Annotated in this window: 17 protein-coding genes; 3 read left to right on the forward strand and 14 right to left on the reverse strand. The window is 69.7% G+C overall.

The window, feature by feature from the left end; translation table 11 throughout:
• Positions 1-382 precede the first annotated feature (382 nt).
• The 8 genes from GY24_RS04545 to GY24_RS04580 all read right to left on the reverse strand — a co-directional run bounded on the left by GY24_RS04545 (position 383) and on the right by GY24_RS04580 (position 10,943).
• Positions 383-688 carry a DUF7882 family protein gene (locus GY24_RS04545; RefSeq protein ID WP_104474557.1) on the reverse strand — a complete coding sequence of 102 codons (306 nt, stop codon included), beginning with the start codon at positions 686-688 and terminating at the stop codon, positions 383-385.
• Positions 689-1,218: 530 nt separating this feature from the next.
• Complete coding sequence (gene cls, locus GY24_RS04550; protein ID WP_104474558.1) at positions 1,219-2,691, reverse strand: cardiolipin synthase; 1,473 nt, start codon at positions 2,689-2,691, stop codon at positions 1,219-1,221.
• 55 nt (positions 2,692-2,746) lie between these two features.
• The gene (locus GY24_RS04555; protein ID WP_104474559.1) at positions 2,747-3,085 is read right to left on the reverse strand and encodes a carboxymuconolactone decarboxylase family protein; all 339 of its coding nucleotides are present in this window, start codon (positions 3,083-3,085) and stop codon (positions 2,747-2,749) included.
• 107 nt (positions 3,086-3,192) lie between these two features.
• Entirely contained in the window at positions 3,193-3,633 is a 441-nt protein-coding gene (locus GY24_RS04560) for a nitroreductase/quinone reductase family protein (RefSeq protein ID WP_104474560.1), read from the reverse strand.
• Positions 3,634-3,663: 30 nt separating this feature from the next.
• Positions 3,664-5,511, reverse strand: coding sequence for a glycoside hydrolase family 15 protein (locus GY24_RS04565; protein WP_104474561.1), 1,848 nt, complete (start codon positions 5,509-5,511; stop codon positions 3,664-3,666).
• Positions 5,508-6,914, reverse strand: a complete 1,407-nt coding sequence (locus GY24_RS04570; RefSeq protein WP_233279194.1) for an MFS transporter — start codon at positions 6,912-6,914, stop codon at positions 5,508-5,510. Before GY24_RS04570 ends, GY24_RS04565 begins: the two co-directional genes overlap by 4 nt.
• A 598-nt stretch (positions 6,915-7,512) precedes the next feature.
• A complete protein-coding gene (locus GY24_RS04575; protein ID WP_133161112.1) occupies positions 7,513-10,386 on the reverse strand; it encodes a hypothetical protein in 2,874 nt (957 codons plus the stop codon).
• Entirely contained in the window at positions 10,383-10,943 is a 561-nt protein-coding gene (locus GY24_RS04580; protein WP_133161113.1) for a hypothetical protein, read from the reverse strand. The genes GY24_RS04575 and GY24_RS04580 overlap by 4 nt, the downstream gene beginning before the upstream one ends.
• A gap of 193 nt (positions 10,944-11,136) precedes the next feature.
• On the opposite strand from GY24_RS04580, the gene GY24_RS04585 reads away from it, so the two are divergent.
• The gene (locus GY24_RS04585; protein WP_104474565.1) at positions 11,137-11,706 is read left to right on the forward strand and encodes an NADPH-dependent FMN reductase; all 570 of its coding nucleotides are present in this window, start codon (positions 11,137-11,139) and stop codon (positions 11,704-11,706) included.
• 30 nt (positions 11,707-11,736) lie between these two features.
• Here the strand turns inward: GY24_RS04585 and GY24_RS04590 are convergent, their stop codons facing one another.
• The gene (locus tag GY24_RS04590; protein WP_104474566.1) at positions 11,737-13,221 is read right to left on the reverse strand and encodes a leucyl aminopeptidase; all 1,485 of its coding nucleotides are present in this window, start codon (positions 13,219-13,221) and stop codon (positions 11,737-11,739) included.
• A 172-nt stretch (positions 13,222-13,393) separates the two neighbouring features.
• Between GY24_RS04590 and GY24_RS04595 the strand changes: the two genes are divergently transcribed.
• Positions 13,394-14,668: an LCP family protein gene (locus GY24_RS04595; protein WP_161498683.1), complete on the forward strand. Its 1,275-nt coding sequence runs from the start codon at positions 13,394-13,396 to the stop codon at positions 14,666-14,668.
• Positions 14,669-14,755: 87 nt separating this feature from the next.
• A complete protein-coding gene (locus GY24_RS04600; RefSeq protein WP_083364812.1) occupies positions 14,756-15,772 on the forward strand; it encodes a magnesium and cobalt transport protein CorA in 1,017 nt (338 codons plus the stop codon).
• 67 nt (positions 15,773-15,839) lie between these two features.
• Here GY24_RS04600 and GY24_RS04605 read toward each other — a convergent pair whose 3' ends face one another.
• From GY24_RS04605 to GY24_RS04625, 5 genes are read right to left on the reverse strand one after another with little or no spacing between them, the layout of a single operon-like run.
• Positions 15,840-16,832 carry an adenosine deaminase gene (locus GY24_RS04605; RefSeq protein ID WP_104474568.1) on the reverse strand — a complete coding sequence of 331 codons (993 nt, stop codon included), beginning with the start codon at positions 16,830-16,832 and terminating at the stop codon, positions 15,840-15,842.
• 18 nt (positions 16,833-16,850) lie between these two features.
• Positions 16,851-17,249, reverse strand: coding sequence for a thioredoxin (trxA, locus tag GY24_RS04610; protein ID WP_083364810.1), 399 nt, complete (start codon positions 17,247-17,249; stop codon positions 16,851-16,853).
• 41 nt (positions 17,250-17,290) lie between these two features.
• Positions 17,291-17,590, reverse strand: a complete 300-nt coding sequence (locus tag GY24_RS04615; protein ID WP_104474569.1) for a metal-sensitive transcriptional regulator — start codon at positions 17,588-17,590, stop codon at positions 17,291-17,293.
• Positions 17,587-17,895, reverse strand: coding sequence for a rhodanese-like domain-containing protein (locus GY24_RS04620; RefSeq protein ID WP_104474570.1), 309 nt, complete (start codon positions 17,893-17,895; stop codon positions 17,587-17,589). The genes GY24_RS04615 and GY24_RS04620 overlap by 4 nt, the downstream gene beginning before the upstream one ends.
• A complete protein-coding gene (locus GY24_RS04625; protein WP_104474571.1) occupies positions 17,892-19,619 on the reverse strand; it encodes an FAD-dependent oxidoreductase in 1,728 nt (575 codons plus the stop codon). Before GY24_RS04625 ends, GY24_RS04620 begins: the two co-directional genes overlap by 4 nt.
• Positions 19,620-19,675: the final 56 nt, after the last annotated feature.

Raw genomic sequence — 19,675 nt, forward strand, 5'->3', positions numbered from 1 at the left:
CGGGTCTGCCTTCACATGGCGGCGTAGACTCCCTCCTCGCTGCTGCGCCGCCCCGAGCGCTCCGCCGCCACCAGAAGCCCACCAGGCCCCTTCCGAAGCCGATCCGTTCCGCGCGCAGCGTCACCGGTGTGCGGTCGTGGATGGACGCCAGCTCACCCGTGCCTTTCGCGGACTCGATCAGCACGGGGATCTGCTGCGTCGGCTTCACATCCCAGGACGACTGCTACGACTTGAGCCAGTCGGCCGGGTCGCCGTCATCGGCGACGAAGTCCTCGATCAGCCGGTTCGCCTTGTCGTCCATCGGGAAGCGTCCGCACATGAGAGTCACGCAACCGCTTGCCCGGCGCAGGGCGAAAGAACGCGCCTCTCGCTTTGTTGCGGGTCACGCCGACACGGCCACGGGCTCAGGAGCGAGTCGGACTTCTCCGGATGCAGTTGCGTCCACCAACATCCTCGTCAACCACTCCCGGTTGACGTCGGGTTGCTCAGCCTCGTCGAACTCGAACTGCAGCGGGATCGATGGGTGAATCCAGAGGGAGAATCGCCCTTGTTTGCCATCCTCCGCCTGCCAGGACAGAGTAAAGCTCTCCTGCCGGCGCAGCTTGGCGACGATAATCCGCTGCAAGTGCGCGAGGGTTCGATCGTCGAACTGTATGCGTCGGCCGCCGCCGTAAATGATGGACCCCATGATGCCCGCTCCCTGCCGCCTGAACCTCGCGCCGAATGGCTTTCGAGAAGGCCGAGCAGTGTCTGCGCGCAAGTCAGATGCGAATTGGCCGACGAGGATAGCTGGGCAACCTTCCCCCATTCTAGGTGAGATGTGCCCCGTTTGGGGGTGCATGCCGGTATCGGCATGTGGGTGCCCGCACGCACCGCAAAAAAAGCCCCCAGCGGGCGCCGCCTCGCGATGAGACGGCGCCCGGTGGGGGCATGGAATGCGGGTTCCCGTGTGGTACTCGGGTCAGGCGCGGGAACGGCGGTCGCTCTCGCGCTTCTGGCCGATGATGATCGCGAGCGTTGCCTGGTGGGCTCCTCGTTGGGATCGCCACGTTGTTGATTCTGTGGGCGATCATCCGTGGGGCGGTGCTCTCGGCGCTCCGGAAACACGACATGGAGCTTCGGGAAGCTCAGTAGGTTTCGTCCTCGCCGAACCGGTACTGACAGCCCGTCGCGTGGGGCGAGAGTCGCTCCAGCGGGGCGCTGCTGATCCGCTCGGCGCTACTGCAGCGCCGAGGTCAGGCGGGCGACGCCGTCCAGGAACGTCGCGGATGCCGGCTCCTTCTGCCATTCCTCGCGAGTGAGCCGCCGGCCGGCATCCCGGTAGCGCTGCTCCACCGCCCGCATCTGAGCGACGAAGGCCTCGCCCCGCACCAGCATTGTCACCTCCGCATTCAGCGCGAAGGAGCGGATGTCCATGTTGCTCGAGCCGATCACGGCGACGTCCTCGTCGATCGACAGGTGCTTGGAGTGCAGGATGAACGGGGCCGGGTAGAGCCAGATCTGCACACCGGCTCGCAATAGGCTGTCGTAGTACGAGCGCTGCGCGTGCCAGACGGAGCCCTGGTCGCCGATCTCGGAGACGAACAGCTGCACGTCCAGGCCGCGCGCGCAGGCCGAGGTGATCGCGTACATCATCGCCTCGTCCGGGACGAAGTAGGGGCTGGTGATGATCACCTTCCGCTGGGCGGAGGTGACGAGGGTGAGGAACTGGCGCAGGTTGTTCTCATCCTCGTAGCCGGGCCCGCTCGGCACGATCTGGCAGACGAGGGCATCAGGCGAGTTGTCGGCGGCCACCGCGGTGGCGGGCACGAGCTCCTCATCGCCGAGCAGCTCGCCGGTCTCCACGTACCAGTCGGAGAGGAAGACCACGTTGACGGCGCTGACGATCGGACCGGTCACCCGGCTCATCAGCTCCTGCCACTGCAGTCCGCGCTCGAGGTTCTTCTTCGAGTTGTAGCTGCGGTCGATGAGATTCTGCGACCCGACGAACGCGACCAGCCCGTCGACGACGACGAGCTTGCGGTGGTTGCGCAGGTCGGGGCGCGAGTACTCGCCCTTCAGCGGCCGCACCGGCAGCATCCAGCTCCATTGCACGCCGATGCGGCTCAGCTCGGCGAAGGTCTCCTCCTGGCCGGCGGTGCGCCGGGAGGCGACATAGTCGGCGAGCAGACGCACCTTCACGCCCCGCTGCACGGCCCGCTCCATCGCCGCGAAGAATCCCCGGGTCGTGTTGTCGAACGACACGATGTAGAACTCGACGTGCACGAAGCGGGACGCGGCGTCGATCTCGGCGGCCATCGCGTCGATGCCCCCGCGGTAGTCGTCGATGAGAAGCGCCGTGTTGCCCCCGACGGCGGGCAGCGCCCCCAGCTCCTGGTTCTGGCGGGTGAGCGAGGCAAACCAGTCCGGCCAACTCGACCGGTCCCCGGCGAGGTCGAGTGTGCCGGCCCTGGCCGCGATCATCCGATTGAGCTCGGCCTGCCTCTCTCGACGCTTCTTCGGCAGGCGGGCGTTGCCGATGAGCAGGAACAGGATGATGCCGACGTACGGGATGAGGAAGATCGCCAGCAGCCAGGCCATCGCGGCCGTCGGTTTGCGCCCGCGCGGAACGATGATGAGCGCGGCGATGCGAATCGCGAGGTCCAGTGCGAGAAAGATTCCGCCCAGGATGACGGTGAGCTGATCGCTCATGCGGGCGCCCCGCAATCGGGCAAGCCCGCCCCGCTGGCGCCCGCCATGGCGAAAGCTACTCCTCGTCGTCGAGCAGGGCGACCTCGAGGTCGAGCAGCTCGAGTTCGGCGGCGAGGGCCGTGACGATGTTGCCGGTCGCCGCTGCGACCCGCGCCGTGCCAACGATGGGGGCGATGCCGGTGAGCACCCCGCGGATGTCCTCCACGCTCAGCCCCATCTCCTCGCCGACCTCGAGGTTCAGTGCGTACGACACCGGCGAGGCCCCGATCGCGACCAGCGCGGCGACCCGAACCATGAACAGGGACCGTGGGTCCAGGCTGGAGGACTCCACGGAGTCAGCGGTCATGCGGGCGAGCAAATCGAGGACGGGGGCATCGTCGGTGTTGTCAGTCATGAGAATTCCAACCTTCTGCGGTGGGTGTCAGGCGAGCGGTAGCGTCGCTGAAAGCCCATTGCATCCGCGAACGCGCCGCACCGCATCATGCCGATCGCGCGAAAGCGTCAGCCCGGCTCGCAGATAACCACGGGAATGTCGCGGGTGGTCTTCCGCTGGTAGCCGGCATAGCCCGGGTTCACGGCGATGATCCGCGGCCAGAGCTCGGCCTTCTCTGCGGCGGTCGCGGTGCGGGCGCGCATCGGCAGGACCTCGCCGCGCACGGTGAGCTCGACGCCCGGATTCGCCTGCAGATTGCGGTACCACTCGGGGTTTCGGTCGTCGCCGCCCTTCGACGCGACGAGCACGTACCGGCCGTGCTCGTGCACCGGCGACGTCAGCATCGTCGAGCGACGCCTGCCGGTGCGGCGTCCGATCGTGTGCTGCTCGACGGCGGGCATCGGCCCGATCGTCCACCCGAGACGGCCGCCGGATGCCGCGAGCACGCCGCGATGGGCGAGATTCATCGCCCGCAGCAGCGCATCCCTCAGGCGATTCCGGAACGTCATGACCACAGCCTGCCCGAGCAGGCGGGCGGGTCAGTGCCGGCCCCGAGCCGCCGCCTCATCGAGGCGGTCGTTCAGAGTGATGGCGGCGTCGATGAGCGCCAGGTGCGTGAACGCCTGCGGGAAGTTGCCGATCTGCTCGCCGGTCAGCGCGATCTCCTCCGAGTACAGGCCGAGGTGGTTCGCGTAGCTCAGCATCTTCTCGAAGGTGATGCGTGCCTTGGCGAGCTGACCGCTGCGGGCGAGCGCGTCGACATAGAGGAAGGTGCAGAGCGAGAACGTGCCCTCCGAGCCGCGCAGGCCGTCGGGGGAGGCACTCGGGTCGTAGCGATAGACGAGGCTGTCCGACACGAGTTCCGTCTCCATGGCCGCCAGCGTGTCCAGCCACATCGGGTCGCGCGGCGCGATGAAGCCCAGTTGCGGCATCTTCAACAGCGATGCGTCGAGCACGGGCTCGCCGTACTGCTGCACGAACGCTCGCCGCGTCGGGTCCCACCCCTTCTCCATGATCTGGGTGTAGATCGCGTCGCGCTCCACGGTCCAGCGTGCGACGGGCGCCGGTCGGCCGTACGCGGCGGCGAGCCGGATGGCGCGGTCGAAGGCCACCCAGCACATCAGCCGCCCGTAGGTGAAGTTCTTGCGCCCTCCGCGGGTCTCCCAGATGCCCTCCTCCGGCTGGTCCCAGTTGTCGGCCAGCCAGTCGAGCAGATCGCAGATGGCCTGCCACCCCGCCTGGCCGAACTCGATCCCGGCGAGATGCGCGCTCCAGATGGCATCCATCGCCTCCCCATAGATGTCGAGTTGCAGCTGCTCGGCCGCCCCGTTGCCGATGCGGGCCGGATACGAGCCGCGGTACCCCTCCCAGCCCTCGATGATCTCCTCGACCAGGTCCGGGTCGCCGTCGACCCGGTACATGATGTTCAGCGGGCCGGTGTCACTGTCCAGCGGCTCCACCACGCGGTCGCGCAGCCAGCGACCGAACGCTGCCGCCTCATCGAGGAATCCCAGCCGCACCAGGGTGTTGATGGAGAAGGAGGCATCCCGCACCCAGGTGTAGCGGTAGTCCCAATTGCGCTCGCCGCCGAGCTGCTCCGGCAGGCCAGCGGACGGCGCGGCCACGAGCCCGCCGGAGGGGGAGTAGGTGAGCAGCTTAAGGGTGATCGCCGAGCGGTCGATCTCCTCGCGCCAGCGGCCCTTGTACGTGGACCGGCTGATCCAGTCCTGCCAGAACGACACGGTGTCATCGAAGATCCGCTGGGCCGTCGAGACCGGCACGTCCTGCGGGGGCGCCTCGCTGCCCGTCTCCAGCACCACCCCGCGCATGTGGCCCTCCACCAGGCTCAGCGAGAAGTGCAGGTCGCCGTCGCTCGTCTCCTGCCAGCGCGCCAGCCGTTCGTCATCCGGCTCGCGGATGAGGCTGAGCGACATCCGGCTGTTGCCGGCCGTGTACGTCACGCCATGGTCGGCGACCTTCAGCTCGTGCTGCTGCCTGCCGTAGTCGAAGCGGGGTGCGATCTCGATGTCGAAGTCGATGGTGCCGCGCACACAGCGCAGCACTCGGAAGAGGCGGTGCCGGGTGCTGGGCGACTCGGAGCTGACGGGCATGAAGTCGATCAGCTCGCCGACGCCGTTCTCGGTGAGGAATCGGGTGACGAGCACGGCGGTGTCGGGAATGTAGAGCTGCTTCGTCTCGAAGACGGCGTCGTGCGGGTGTGCGCTGAAGTGGCCGCCGCGACTGTGGTCCAGCAGTGAGGCGAAGATGCTCGGCGAGTCGAAGCGCGGGCTGCAGAACCAGTCGATCGTGCCGTCTGTTGCGATCAGAGCGGTCGTCTGCAGATCGCCGATCAGACCGTGATCGGCGATCGAGGGGTAGCGGTTCATGCTGATGCTCCTGTGTTCGAGGGGGATTTCGAGCGCCCGGGCAGGAACCCGGCGACGATGGCGCCGCCGAGCGCGACCGCGAGCAGCGGAATCATCGCCACCAGGTAGCCGTCGGCCGGCCCCACCGCGGTGAGCGCGAGGAGGGTGCCGACGATCGCGGTGCCGAAGCTGGATCCGAGGTTGGAGACGCTCCGCGAGAGCCCGGAGATCTCGCCCTGCGTCTCCTCCGGGAACGCGGACTGCACGATGTTGACGCTCGGCGTGAGTGTCGCGCCGAGGCCCAACCCGATCGCCAGCAGGCCCGGCGCGAACGGCCAGGCGCCCGGGACGGCGCCGACGAGGAGCAGGAGGAGCAGGCCGACGCCCGTGACCAGGAAGCCCGAGATGATCAGCGCGCGCTGCGAGAAGTGCCGGACCAGCCAGGACGCGGACAGCGAGGACACGAGGATGCCGAGGGTGGCGGCGCTGAAGATGACGCCGGTCTCGATCGCGTCGTACTGACGCACCACCTGCAGATGGCTGGCGACGAGCATCGATGTGCCCATCAGCAGCAGCCATTGGAAGTTCTGTGTCACGAGGGCGAGGTTGGAGACTCGGTTGCGGAACAGCGCGGTGGAGAACAGAGGCTCGCGACCCCGCCGTTCCAGCCTGCGCACCCAGCGGAAGAAGACGACGATCACCGCGGCGCCGATCAACATCAGGCCGATCGACCAGAGCAGGTTGTTGTCGGCGGCAAGGATGCCGAGCACGAAGATGATCAGGCCGAGCGCGGAGAGCACCGCTCCGGTGACGTCGAAGGGGCGGCCGGGTTCCTTCGGGAGCGGGTCTTTCAGGCGCATCGCGAGAAAGAGGATCAGCACGATCACGAGGGCTTGAAAGAGGAAGGCCGCCCGCCAGCTGAGCGCGGCGGTGATCCACCCGCCGATCAGTGGCCCGGTGGCCGCGCCAATCCCGCCGGCGGCACTGACCACGCCGAAGGCGCGAACCCGGTCGGCCAGCCCCGTCCAGTACAGGGTCACCAGGATGTAGACCGGGGGGATGAGCAGGGCCGTGCCCGCCCCCTCCAGGATCGAGTTGCCCAGGATGAGCACCCCGAGCCCTGGCGACAGGGCGCTGAGCAGGGCGCCGAGCCCGTAGACGGAGAGGCCGAGGACGAAGCACGTCTTCCGTCCGAGCTGCACGGTGAGCTTGCCGAAGGGAATCATCAGCGCGGCCATCACCAGCAGGAACAGCGTGATCGAGACCTGGATGCCCTGCACGGTCGTGTCGAGGTCGCGGCTCATGTCGTTGAGCATGACGTTCATGTTCGAACCCGCGAATGAGCAGATGAACTGGGCCAGTGCAAGCGGCACCAGAGTCCACCGCGCCGGCATGATTCCCTGCGCCGCTCCGTGGGAGGACACGCGACTACCGAACCCCGCCGGTCTGCCGCATGGGCTAGACCTCGTCAGCGCCCGTGTCGAGCCCCAATGGGGCGCCCGGTTCCGGGGCGTTCGCCCTCTGGCCGAACAGCTCGGCGAGGTCTAACGGTTGCGTCTCCGGCGGCTCCGTTGCAAAATCGCCACGCTCCATGATTACGCCTCCACAAGTCTTGCTGCCCGTCTCTTGAAGCCTGCGCCGCGCCATCATGCGAGGCATCACATAGACCGGGTGATTCGGACGCGGGCCTCGAGCGAACGGCGCAATGCGTGTCGGCTGTTGCTCTCCCGTTGGTCGAGTAGGCCCGACAGGGCGGGACTGTTTCGCGTGCGGGGTCTCGATACGCTCGTTCCTCGCTACTCGACCAGCGGGGTGTGGGAAGTGGTGCGCGGTTGGCTTCGGTCGATCGGGGCTCGCTCGAGCCAACGGGCAATGCGTGTCGGCTGTTGCTCTCCCGTTGGTCGAGTAGGCCCGCCAGGGCCGTATCGAGACTCTGGCAGGGCGGGACTGTTTCGCGTGCGGGGTCTCGATACGCTCGTTCCTCGCTACTCGACCAGCGGGGGAAAGGGCCACGGGGCGGGGCTAGCCGAAGGTGGTCTTCCAGAGGGAGTAGGTGAACGCCTTGTCGGCGAGCTTGACGTCGAGCAGGGTCCAGCGCAGGATCTTCAGCTCTGCGCGCGCCTCGATCGCCGCGCGCGCGTACATCTCGACGCTGCCGCTGACCTCGGGCTTGGAGATGTCGGGACGGTGCACGGCGCCGGTGACGCCGAGCTGGGCGCCGGCCGAGACGTTGGGCCCGAAGACGCCGTACATCTTGCTGTCCAGCTTGATCCGGGGCCCCACGGCCAGTGTCCCCTCGAAGTCCGCGGACGTCGTGCCCGGCATCCCATCGAAGGTGAGCGGCTTGAAGCTCCCGCCCGGCCCCTCGTGGACGCGGGTCAGGCCGTTGGCCTTCGTGTAGCTGAAGCCGTTGGTCTCCTCGCGGGTGTACCCGAACATCGGCACGGTGACGGTCGCCGAGAGCTTGAGGTCGACCATGAGGCCGAGCGTCAGCTTGTTCGTGATCACCACGGGCACCGGCCCGGCCATGAACCGGATGGAGGGCAAGGTGAAGCCGACGAGATCCTTCGTGAGGTTGACGTTCCTCTCCCACTCGACGCTCGCTTTGAACGACACCTCGGCCTTGACCTTCGTGGTGGCCTTCACCGTGAACTCGTTCACGTCGACGGATGCGGGGATCACCTTCCACTTCCAGCGCATGGTGATGTCGAGCACCATCGTGAGCGTGACGGCCACCTGGGTGTCGGCCTCGACGAGGGCGCTCAGCGAGAGCTCCTCGTCGACGGCGGATGCCTCGACCTCGGCCGCGGCGGCCGCCCGCGCGTCCGCCCCGGCATCCGTGAGGTTCGTCACGTCGGGCGCACCCGAGCTCCACTTGACCAACAGCGCCGGCTTGAATGCGAACGCCATCATCACGGCGGCGCTCGGCGCGGCCAGTTGCGCGGGGGCCGGAGCCGCGGGATCCGGGTACGGCGCCAGGTCGACGTCGTCGCCCGTCGCGATGAACGCGCCCTCATCGCCGTTGTCGATGTCGGTGAAGGTGACGTCGTCGCCCGTCGGGGGACTCGTGTCGTCGCTCCGGGTGATGCCGGCTGGGTCCTCGAGCACGAGCTGCTCGTCGATGTCGGCCTGGTAGAACACCGCTTCCAGGGAGGCCGGCACCGTCGACACGACCCAGAGATCGCCCACCCGGTTGGCCGAGACGACGCGTTCGAAGAAGCCGTCCGGCAGTGTGTCTGTGACATCCGACACCAGGACGTCGTTCGTGTCGAAGTCGGGCAGCTCCTCGAATGACACGCTGTGCGCTGACACCCCGCGCATCACCGGCTGTCCGGCGCCGTTGACGAGCACGGTGTTCATCGAAATGACGACGTCGTCGGCATCGGCGGCCGTGATGTCGATGTGCACGCTGTCGCTGCTGCTGGCCCCGGAGCGATCGAACACGGTGGCGATGTACTCGAATTCGCCGTCGTCAGGGGCGGACGCCTCGAACGACCAGGAGACAGTGCCGTCGCTGCCGGTGGCGAACTCGGCGGTGCCGATCAGGCCCGCCCCCGGGCTGGAGATCTCCACCCGGTCGAGCGCGGCGCCCGGGGTGTCGAGGGTGCCCTCGAGGAGGAAGGCGCCGTTCTCGCCGAGGTCGATCGCGCTCTGCGTGAGCGGGGCGGTGATCGTGACGCTCGGCTCGGCGTCGCCTCGCCGCGGGGCGTCGTGCAGGAAGTCGCCGAGCGCGATGACGGTGGCATCCACGGCCCCGCGGCTGAGCGCGAGGCTGCTGGTGCTGTCGATGGTGGGCGCGATGGCCAGCTGGGGGAGCGCGCCCGCGGCGGGGTCGACGGCCACGCCGCTGGCACGGCCCTGCTGCGGGCCGAATCCCAGCAGGGCGAGCTGGGCGCCCGGCTCGGCCGAGAGCAACACGAGGGAGTAGGAGGAGTCGGTGGTGTCGGCCGTGTCGACGGGCCGGTCCGCCCGCGTTCCGGAGGCGGCGACGCGCAGCTGCTGCGCGGTCGTGCGCTCGGTGGAGTGCACGAAGCTGCCGACGACGTTGGCCTGCTCGAAGTCGGTGTCCGCCTCCGGCATCCAGCCGAGCACGTCGAGTTGCAGGCTGCCGCTGCCTGCGGCGAGGCCGAGTGCGATCAGGCCCTTCTCATCCGGGGTGAACACCGAGGTGATCGTGGACGGCCCGCCGGGCAGGGGCAGGCGGAGCCCGTTGACGGTGAGGTCCGTCGGCTCGCTGAGCTCGACCGTGACGCTGGCGTAGACGGCGCGCACCAGCTCGGACGCGACACCGCCCTCGCCGGTGACGCCGATGAGACGCGTGTCCCCGGCCGTCAGCAGCGGCCCGCCGAGCCCGACCGCGGTGTCTGCGCGGCGCACCGGCGTCGGCAGCGCGATCGTGGAGCCGGGCACGGCCGCCGCGCCGTCGAAGGCGGCGACGGTCTCGATGCGCACCTCGGCGGTCACGCTCGCCCACAGCGCGACCGAGTCGTTGGTCACTGGGAGCAGCACGGTGGTGGAGGCGGCCTGGCCGGCGGCCGCGCTCAACACGGTGCTGGGCGCGGCCGGGTCGCCGGTCGAGAGCACGGTGTCGGATGCCGCCTGCGGCAGCGTCACGCGGAGCAGCACCGCGGCGTGGCCGTCTGCGCTGCCGCGCAGCCCCACCCGCACCAGCGGGTCCGTGCCGAGCGCAGAGCCCCAGCCGGCCTGCGAATCCACGACGGGGAGTCGGTCCGTGACGACAGCCATCGGCGCGACATCCGCGACGTCGAGCAGCATGCCCTCCGCGAGGAGGCCCTCCGCCTGTGCCGGCACGGCGGTCAGGCCGAGCAGGGTGACGGAGAGCACGGCGACGCCGGCGACGCCGGTGCGGAGCCGGCGCGGGAGGGAGCGCATCACCGAGCGGCTCCCGTCGAGCCGGCGCGGCGTTGCGACAGCACCAGGAAGCCGCCGACGAGGAGGGCGAACGTGCCGCCGACGATGCCGGCCGAGATGAGCACACCCGTCTTGGCCAGGCCGCTCGGCGCGGATGCGGCGGGGCTCTGGCCGCCTGGGGTGCCCGGGGTCTCGGGGGCGGCGGGCAGCTGCTCCCGGTGGCTGCTGACGACGGTGCCGTCTCCGGTCGCGAAGGTCAGCACCAGAGCGGATGCGGCCGCGCCGTTCAGCGCCTGGAACTCGTAGCGGCCTTCCTCGGCTGGCAGGATCGCCGTCGCGCCGAAGGCGGTCTCACGCACCGTGATCGGCAGCCAGTCCGCCCCGCGCTCTGCCGCGCGATAGCTCAGCTCGACGTCGCCGGCGGCGAGGCCGGGGCGCTCCAGATCAACCCAGAGCTGCTGCGTCGCCGCCGGGGCGTCGACGGTGAGCGTCGCGTCCGCGGCGCGCGCGGCATCCGTCGGAAACAGGATGAGCCCGCCGAGCGCAACCGCCACCATCCCCTTGAACGTCGCACTCAGCACGGCTCTCCATCCCCCTGCGTACCGGGCGAGAGGCCGGCCGCGAAATCACCAACCGTCAAACATTACGGGGAGGCCGAGGCAGGGGCATCGGTATTTTCTACCTATTTCGTGGCTGCCCGAGCTGTGGCCGCACGGAGGAGCCGAGCGTACGATGACCCCGTGTCGCGTCCCCTGAGGCGCCGAAGGAGTGACCATGAGCACATACAAGGTTGGCTATTTCGTGGGGAGCCTCTCCTCAACGTCCATCAACCGGACGCTGTCGAAGGCGCTGGTGGCGCTCGCGCCGAAAGACCTGGAGCTGACGGAGATCCCGATCGGGGGGCTGCCGCTGTACAGCGCCGACTATGACGCCGACTTCCCGTCGGAGGCGCGGGCGCTGAAAGACGCGATCGGCCGCTCGGATGCCGTGCTCTTCATCACCCCGGAGTACAACCGCTCCATCCCGGGCGGTCTGAAGAACGCGATCGACTGGGCGTCCCGGCCGTGGGGGCAGAACTCCTTCGACCACATCCCGGCCGCGGTGATCGGCGCCTCCATCGGCTCCATTGGCACGGCGGTCGCGCAGCAGAGCCTGCGCGGGGTGCTCAGCTTCGTCAACGCCCGGCAGATGACGGCGCCCGAGGCCTACATCCACTACACACCGGAGATGTTCGCCGAGAGTGGCGAGGTGCTGATCGAGAGCACCTCGGTGTTCCTCGCCAACTTCATGACCGAGTTCCGCGACCACATCCGGCGGGTGCTGACGGTGTTGCCGCGCGAGTAGCGCGGCGACACCGTCGGCGGCTGGTGCCGGCTAGCCGGCGAAGTCCTCCAGCACGGTGACCAGCGTGCGCACCGAGGCGCCGGTGCCGCCGATGCTGGTGACGCCGTAGGCCGCCCCGTTGTTGGTGCCGGTGCCGGCGATGTCCAGGTGCGCCCACGGGATGGTGCCGGAGCCGTCGGCGGTCTTGCCCACGAACTCGCGCAGGAACACGCCGGCGAGCAGCGATCCGCCATCGCGCACGGAGGGGTTGAGGTTGGCCAGGTCGGCGAAACGGGAGTCGAGCAGGCCGCGCAGCTCTCCGGGCAGCGGCATCGGCCAGTGCGCCTCTCCGGCGGTCTGGCCCGCCTCCACGACGCTCGTGACGAGGCCGGTCTCGCCCATCACCGCGGCGGTGCGGCGGCCGAGCGCCACGATCACTGCTCCGGTGAGGGTGGCGACGTCGATGATCGCGTCCGGGTACTCCTCGCTGGCCAGAGCCAGACCGTCGGCCATGACCAGACGCCCCTCCGCATCGGTGTTCAGCACCTCGACGGTGGTGCCGTCGCGCATGGTGAGCACGTCGTTCGGGCGGATGGAGGTGCTGGAGACGAGGTTCTCGGCGATGCAGAGCCAGGCGGTGACGCGCACGTTCAGCTGCAGCCGGGCGGCGGCGATGGTCGCCGCGAGCACGGTGGCGGCGCCGGCCATGTCGTGGTGCATGGTGAGCATGAAATCGGCCGGCTTCATCGAGTTTCCGCCGGTGTCGAAGGTGATGCCCTTGCCGACGAAGGCGAGGTGCTTGGCCGCCCCGGCCGGGTTGTAGCTCACCTTGACCAGGCGCGGCAGGCGGGAGGAGCCCTGGCCGACGCCGAGGATGCCGCCGCAGCCCTCCTCGGAGAGCCGAGCCTCGTCCCACACCTCGACGGTGACCGGCAGGCCCTCTGCGGCGCGCTCGGCGGCCGCGGCGAAGGAGGCCGGGAACAGCTCGGCGCCGGGGGTGTTCGTCAGGTCCTTCACGAAGTTGACGGCATCCGCCAGCACGTCGACCCGCTCCAGCGCCTCGGCGGGCACCGCGGTCGGGCTGAGGATGGTGACGGAGGCCGCGGTCGGCTTCTGGGCGTCCTTGGTCTTGCCGCGGAACGCGTTGAACGCGTAGGCGCCGAGCGTCGCACCCTCGAACGCGGCGACGGTATCGGCGGCGCTGTTGATGCCGAGGTCGAGCACGAGCGACTCGGCGCCGGCCAGCTGGCGCACGGCGGAGGCGGCCGCGTTGCGCACCGCGTCGGTGCCGGCATCCGCGCCCAGCCCGATGATGGCCACGCTGCCGAACGACGGGTCCTCCGTGGGCAGGCGCAACAGCTCGTCGGCCTTGCCGCCGAAGCCGAAGGTGGCGAACTGGGCGGTGATCTCTTCGACGGCGGGCGCGTCGCCGAGCAGCACGGGGCCGTCGGAGCCCGAGACGGCACCGAGCACGAGGACGTCGGCGCTGAGGGAGTCGAGTTCCGCTGCGCTGAGCGCAACACGAGGAGATGTCATGGGGGATCCGTTCTATCGGGCTGATCGCACCGGGAAGTGCCTAGAACCGACCCTAGGCGATCCGCCAGCCGCCGACATCTGGGCGACCGGCAGATGTACAGCCGCAACGGGGGACGAGAGCTGTATTGTCATGTTTAACGGATGCAGCGGGGCATGGCGGAGGGAACCAGCGGTGAGTGAGACGGTCGGTGACGACGTGGCGCAAGCCGCGCCGGGGAGACCCGTCCGACACGGCCGCCAGCGCCCCCAGAGCGCCGGCCGGGAGCTGCTGAAGTTCACGGCCAGCGCGCTCGCCGTTCTGCTCATCGCCTCCGCTGCCGTCGGGGCCTACGCGGTCCTCGACACGCTCAACCAGGTGAAGTCGAATGCCGTCGACATCTCGCTTCCCGGCTCGACGCCGCCGCCCCCGCCGCCGGGGATCGGCGCCATCGAGGGCGGCTTCAACATGCTCATCGTCGGCACGGACAACGACGCGAACCAGGGCGACGCCTTCGGCGTGCGCGACGCCACCCTCAACGACGTGAACATCCTGTTGCACGTGTCGGCCGACCACCAGAACGCGGTGGCGCTGACGCTGCCGCGAGACCTGGTGATCCCGCAGCCGGAGTGCACGAACCCCGACACCGGGGAGACCTTCGGCGAGTCGTCGGCAGAGCCGCTCAACGACGCCTACGAGCGCGGCGGCCTGGCGTGCATCGTCAACACCGTCTCGAGCGTCACCGGCATCGACATCGGCTACGCGGGTCTCGTGTCATTCAACGGCGTGATCGCCCTGAGCGACGCGGTCGGCGGGGTGCCCGTCTGCCTGGCGGCGCCGCTCGTGGACCCGGGGGCGAACCTCGACCTGCCCGCCGGCGAGAGCGTCATCTCCGGTGCCACGGCACTGGCGTTCCTGCGCACGCGCTACTCGATCGGCGACCGCAGCGACCTCTCGCGCATCTCGAACCAGCAGTCGTTCATGGCCTCGCTGCTGCGCACGGTGCGCTCGGATTCCACCCTCAACAACCCGGCCAAGCTCTACAGCCTGGCCCGCGTCGCCGCCGACCACATGACGTTCTCGACCTCGCTGGCCGAGCCGGCCGCGATGATCGCGCTGGCGCTGAGCCTCAAGGACATCCCGCTCGACAACGTCGTCTTCGTGCAGTTCCCCGTCGTCGACTCCACCGACTTCTCGGGCAAGGTGCAGCCGGAGCAGCCCCTGGCCGACGAGCTGATGGCGATGATCGCGAACGACCAGGCGTTCAGCCTGGCCCCGGATTCCGTGGGCAACGGTGTCGAGCTGCAGGGCGGCGGTGCGACGCCGACCGCCGAGCCGAGCGCGCCCGCCGACCCCAACGCGACCGCGAACCCCACCGACCCGGCCGCGACCGCGGCGCCCGTCGTGCCGGGGCTGACCGGCCAGACGGGCGCGCAGAGCACCTGCTCGAAGGCGTTCCCGGGCGAATAGCGCCGATAGTCTGGGGGCTGGCGGCATCCGCTCGCCGTTCGGTGAACGCCCCGACGAGCGCTCCCTCCGCCTCGGAAGGAACACGCCATGGCATTGGTTGACAACGGCATCTACCGCGACGGCATGCGGGTGAAGACCCCGGAGAGCCTCGATGAGACCTTCGAGGACATGCGCGAGTCCGGCGGCTTCGCCTGGATCGGGCTGTACCGCCCGACGACGGAGGAGATTCACGCCGTCGCCGCCGAGTTCGGGCTGCACCACCTGGCCGTCGCCGACGCGCTGAACGGGCACCAACGGGCCAAGCTCGAGCGCTACGGCGACTGCCTGTTCGTGGTGCTGCGCCCGGCCCGCTACCTCGACGCGGAGGAGGAGGTCGAGTTCGGCGAGCTGCACATGTTCGTCGGGCCCGACTTCGTCATCACGATCCGGCACGCGGAGTCACCGGACCTGGCCGCCGTGCGGCGCCGGCTCGAGGGCGCGCCCGAGCTGCTGCGCTTCGGGCCGGAGGCCGTGCTCTACGCCGTGCTCGACCAGGTGGTCGACGAGTACGGCCCGGTCGTGGCCGGCCTGGAGAACGACATCGACGAGATCGAGGACGAGCTGTTCAGCGAGTCCATCGATGTCTCCCGGCGCATCTTCGGGCTCTCCCGCGAGGTGATCGAGTTCCAACGCGGAATCGCCCCGCTGCGCGCGATGATCGAGGCGTTGCAGGGCGGCGTCGACAAGTACAACGTCGACCTCGAGCTGCAGCGGCACCTGCGCGACGTGCTCGACCACGTCATCCCGATCGGCGACCGGGTGGCCACCTACCGCCAGCTGTTGCAGGACGCCCTGACCGTGCACCTGACGGTGGTCGGGCAGCGCCAGAACGAGGAGATGCGCCACCTCTCCGAGACGAGCATCGCCCAGAGCGAGGAGGTCAAGAAGATCTCCAGCTGGGCCGCGATCCTCTTCGCCCCGACCCTCATCGCCAGCGTCTACGGCATGAACTTCGACGTGATGCCGGAGCTGCACTGGGCCCTGGGCTACCCCTTCGCCGTGGGGCTGATGGCGGCGATGGGCTTCGGGCTCTACTGGGTGTTCAAGAAGCGCAACTGGCTCTGAGCGCAACTGGCCCTGCGCGCAACGGGCTCTGAGCGCACCTGGCTCTGAGCGCAACTGGCTCTGGCGGTTACAGCTGGGCGGCCAGCCAGGCGTCGATGTCGGCGTACAGGGCCGCCTTGCCGGCCGGGTCGAGGAAGGACGCCTCGACGCCGTTGCGGGCGAGCAGCGCGCGCTCGGCCGCGCTGAGGCCGAAGGCCTCCTGCAGGGCCGCCAGGTTGTCGTCGATGTAGCCGCCGAAGTAGGCGGGGTCGTCCGAGTTGATGGTGACCAGGAGGCCGAGCTCCAGCATCCGGGGCAGCGGGTGGTCGGCGATCGTGTCGACGACGCGCAACCGCACGTTGGAGAGCGGGCAGACCGTCAGCGGCATCCGCTCGTCGACGAGGCGTTGCACGAGGGCGGGGTCTTCGAGGCTGCGGATGCCGTGGTCGACGCGCTCGACGCCGAGCAGGTCCAGCGCCGTCCAGACGTAGGCCGGCGGGCCCTCCTCTCCCGCGTGGGCGACGAGGCGGAGGCCCGCGGCCCTGCCGAGCGCGTAGACCTCGGCGAACAGCTCCGGCGGGTAGCCGAGTTCGGCCGAGTCGAGGCCGATGCCGTGGATCGGCACGGGCCCGGCGAGGATCTGCTGGAGGATCGCCAGCGCCTCGGCGGCCGGGCGGTCGCGCAGGAACGTGACGATCAGCCTGCTGCTGACGCCGAGCGTGCGCGCGCCCTCCTGCAGGGCCTCCTGCACGCCGCCGAGTGCGTCGTCGAGGGCGACGCCGCGGATGGTGTGCGCCTGCGGGTCGAAGAACACCTCGGCGTGCCGCACCCCGGCCGCCGCCGCCCGCTCCAGGTAGCGCGTGGTCAGCGTGGCGAAGTCGGCGCGGGTGCGCAGGACGCCGAGGTTCACGTAGTACAGGTCGAGGAACGACTGCAGGTCGCTGAACGCGTACTGCGCACGCAGCTCCTCGAGCGAGTGCCACGGCAGCTGCACCCCGTTGCGCTCGGCGAGCTCGAAGATCAGCTCGGGCTCGAGGGTTCCCTCGAGGTGCAGGTGCAGTTCAACCAAGGGCAGGCGCATCGCCCCATTCTGCCCGCTTTACTCGGCAGGTGCAGCCTCGGCGGGTGCGGCCTCGGCCGCGTCCTGCTTGGCGATCTCGGCGTGCACCGCGGCCATGTCGATGCCCTTGACGGCGTCGACGAGCTCGTTGAACGCGCTCGCGGGCAGTGCGCCGGGCTGGGAGAACACCAGCACCTTGTCGCGGAACGCCATCAGCGTCGGGATCGAGGTGATGTTCGCGGCGGCAGCCAGGCCCTGGTTGGCGTCGGTGTCGACCTTGGCGAAGACCACGTCGGGGTGCTTCTCCGAGGCTGCGGTGTAGACCGGGGCGAAGTTGCGGCAGGGGCCGCACCAGTCGGCCCAGAAGTCGACGAACACGATGTCGTTCTCGGTGATGGTCTGGTCGAAGGTCGCTTCGGTGATGTCGATGGTAGCCATGGGCTCGCTTTCTTGAGGGGTGAGCGTTATTTCAGTATGGATCAGGCGAGGGTGAGGAACAGCTTCTCGAGCTCGCCGACGGTGAGGGGCTGAGCGGCCGGATCGGCCGCGTCGCTCGGGGCGGATGCCGCGGCATCCGCGGTGACGCAGTCGCGCATCGCGGTCGAGATGATCGCGAAGCCGGCCTTGTCGAGGGCGCCGGTGACGGCGGAGAGCTGGCTGACGACGGTGCGGCAGTCCGCGCCCTGCTCGACAGAGTCGATCACGGCGTTCAGCTGGCCGCGGGCCCGCTTCAGGCGGTTGAGGATGCGACGCTGGGCGTCGGCGGGCGTCTCGATCATGCCGGGGCCCCGCTCAGGGTGGGCAGGCCGGCGGCGACCCAGGCGCCGGTTCCGCCTGCTACGTTGACGGCCTCGTAGCCGCGCTGCTCCAGGTACTGTGCGACCTGGGCGCTGCGCCCGCCCGCCGCGCAGATCACGTAGAGCGTCTCGTCGGCCGGCACCTCGTCGAAGCGCTCGACGAACTGGCTCATGGGGATGCTCACGGCGGTGGCCGCGCGCACCTCGGCGAACTCGTGGTCCTCGCGCACGTCGAGGATGATGGCGCCGTCGATGGCGGCGAGTTCGGTCGGCTGGATTTCGATCATCGTGTGGCACCTTCTGGGGTCGGGGTGGAAACGGGGGAGTTGTCGCGGATCGCATGGGCGCGCTGGGCGTCGCGCCAGGTGAGGTAGCCGCCGTCGAGGTTGACGACGTCGTGGCCGAGGTTGCGCAGCAGCCGGGCGGCGGTGTGCGCGCCCTGGCCGACCCGGCAGTGCACGACGATGCGGCCGGCCGGGAGCTCGTGGTGGCGCTCGCGCAGCTGCTCCACCGGGATGTGGGTGGCGCCGGGGATCAGGCCCTCGGCCAGCTGGCCGGGCGCCCGCACGTCGAGCAGGAACGCGCCGGAGTCCAGCGCCGCCTCCAGCTCGTGCCACTGCAGGGTGGCGTCGGTGCCCGCCGCGCGGTTGCGGTTCAGGTAGCCGAGCAGGTTGACCGGGTCCTTGGCCGAGCCGTACTGCGGGGCGTAGGCGAGCTCGAGGTCGGCCAGGGCGGATGCGCTCAGGCCGGCGCTCATGGCGGTCGCGATCACGTCGATGCGCTTGTCGACGCCGTCGCGGCCCACCGCCTGCGCGCCGAGGATGCGGTCGCTGGCCGGGTCGACGATCAGCTTGATCGAGAGCATCTGGGCGCCGGGGTAGTAGCCAGCGTGGGAGAGCGGGTGGCTGTGCATGACCCGGACCGGGCGGCCCTGGGCGCGCAGCTCACGCTCGTTCCAGCCGGTGCTGGCGGCGGTCAGCCCGCGGAAGCCGACGATGGCGGTGCCGAGCGCGCGCGGCGACGGGGTGGCCGGAAGAGACGAGCCGAGCCCGGCGATGGTGTCGGCGACGGCGCGGCCGTGCCGGTTGGCAAGGCCGGCGAGTGGCAGCAGGCGGGGCTCGCCGGTGGCGGCATCCGTCTTCTCGGCCACATCGCCGACGGCGAAGATGGCCGGGTCGGAGGTGCGGTGCAGCTCATCGACCAGGATCCCGCCGTGTGGGCCGAGTGCGAGGCCGGATTCCGCGGCGAGCCCGCTCGCCGGGCGCACGCCGATGGCGGAGAACACGAGGTCGGCGGGCAGCACGCTGCCGTCGCTGAGGGTCAGCGACTCGGCATCGCCGGCGGTGACCTCGACGCCGAGGCGCAGGGCGACACCCGACTCGACCACGTGGTCGGCGAAGGGCGCGGCCATCTCGGCGTCCAGCGGCGAGAGGAGCTGCGGCCCGCGCTGCACGATCGTGACGGACAGCCCGCGGGCGACCAGGTTCTCGGCCAGCTCGACGCCGATGTACCCGCCGCCGAGCACGACGGCGTTCTGCAGCGGGGCGTCCTCGACCGTGGCGGCGAGGCTCTCCATGATGCGGTCCAGGTCCGCCACGTCGCGCAGCGTGTGCACGCGGGCGTCGCCGGCGAGAGCGGCCGGGGTGTTCGGGGTCGCGCCGGGGGAGAGCACGAGGGTGTCGAAGCGCTGGCTGGTCTCCGTGCCGGTGGCGACGTCGCGCAGCGTGATAGTGCGGGCGGCGCGGTCGATGGCGACGGCCTCCGTGTGCACGCGCACGTCGAGGCGGAAGCGCTGGGCCAGCGCGGCGGGGGTCTGCAGCAGCAGGGAGTCGCGCGAGGCGATGGTGCCGGAGACGTGGTACGGCAGGCCGCAGTTCGCGAACGAGACGTGCTCGCCGCGCTCGACGACGATGATCTGTCGTTCTTCGTCGAGGCGTCGCAGTCTGGTGGCGGCCGACATGCCGCCGGCGACGCCGCCGACAATCACGGTGACGGGGGTGTTCTCGCTCACTGAACTCCTTCTTCTTGGATACCCCAAGGGTATAGGGGCAGTCTGGGAGAACGCTC

It is taken from the genome of Microterricola pindariensis (assembly GCF_002936985.1).
Taxonomy (GTDB): Bacteria; Actinomycetota; Actinomycetes; order Actinomycetales; family Microbacteriaceae; genus Microterricola; species Microterricola pindariensis.

Coding starts and splice junctions, on each gene's coding strand:
- GY24_RS04620 (WP_104474570.1), bottom strand. CDS start 17,895: ATGATCGAAATCCAGCCGACCGAACTCGCCGCCATCGACGGCGCCATC.
- GY24_RS04545 (WP_104474557.1), bottom strand. CDS start 688: ATGGGGTCCATCATTTACGGCGGCGGCCGACGCATACAGTTCGACGAT.
- GY24_RS04590 (WP_104474566.1), bottom strand. CDS start 13,221: ATGACATCTCCTCGTGTTGCGCTCAGCGCAGCGGAACTCGACTCCCTC.
- GY24_RS04615 (WP_104474569.1), bottom strand. CDS start 17,590: ATGATCGAGACGCCCGCCGACGCCCAGCGTCGCATCCTCAACCGCCTG.
- GY24_RS04555 (WP_104474559.1), bottom strand. CDS start 3,085: ATGACTGACAACACCGACGATGCCCCCGTCCTCGATTTGCTCGCCCGC.
- GY24_RS04560 (WP_104474560.1), bottom strand. CDS start 3,633: ATGACGTTCCGGAATCGCCTGAGGGATGCGCTGCTGCGGGCGATGAAT.
- GY24_RS04605 (WP_104474568.1), bottom strand. CDS start 16,832: ATGCGCCTGCCCTTGGTTGAACTGCACCTGCACCTCGAGGGAACCCTC.
- GY24_RS04600 (WP_083364812.1), top strand. CDS start 14,756: ATGGCATTGGTTGACAACGGCATCTACCGCGACGGCATGCGGGTGAAG.
- cls (WP_104474558.1), bottom strand. CDS start 2,691: ATGAGCGATCAGCTCACCGTCATCCTGGGCGGAATCTTTCTCGCACTG.
- trxA (WP_083364810.1), bottom strand. CDS start 17,249: ATGGCTACCATCGACATCACCGAAGCGACCTTCGACCAGACCATCACC.
- GY24_RS04565 (WP_104474561.1), bottom strand. CDS start 5,511: ATGAACCGCTACCCCTCGATCGCCGATCACGGTCTGATCGGCGATCTG.
- GY24_RS04585 (WP_104474565.1), top strand. CDS start 11,137: ATGAGCACATACAAGGTTGGCTATTTCGTGGGGAGCCTCTCCTCAACG.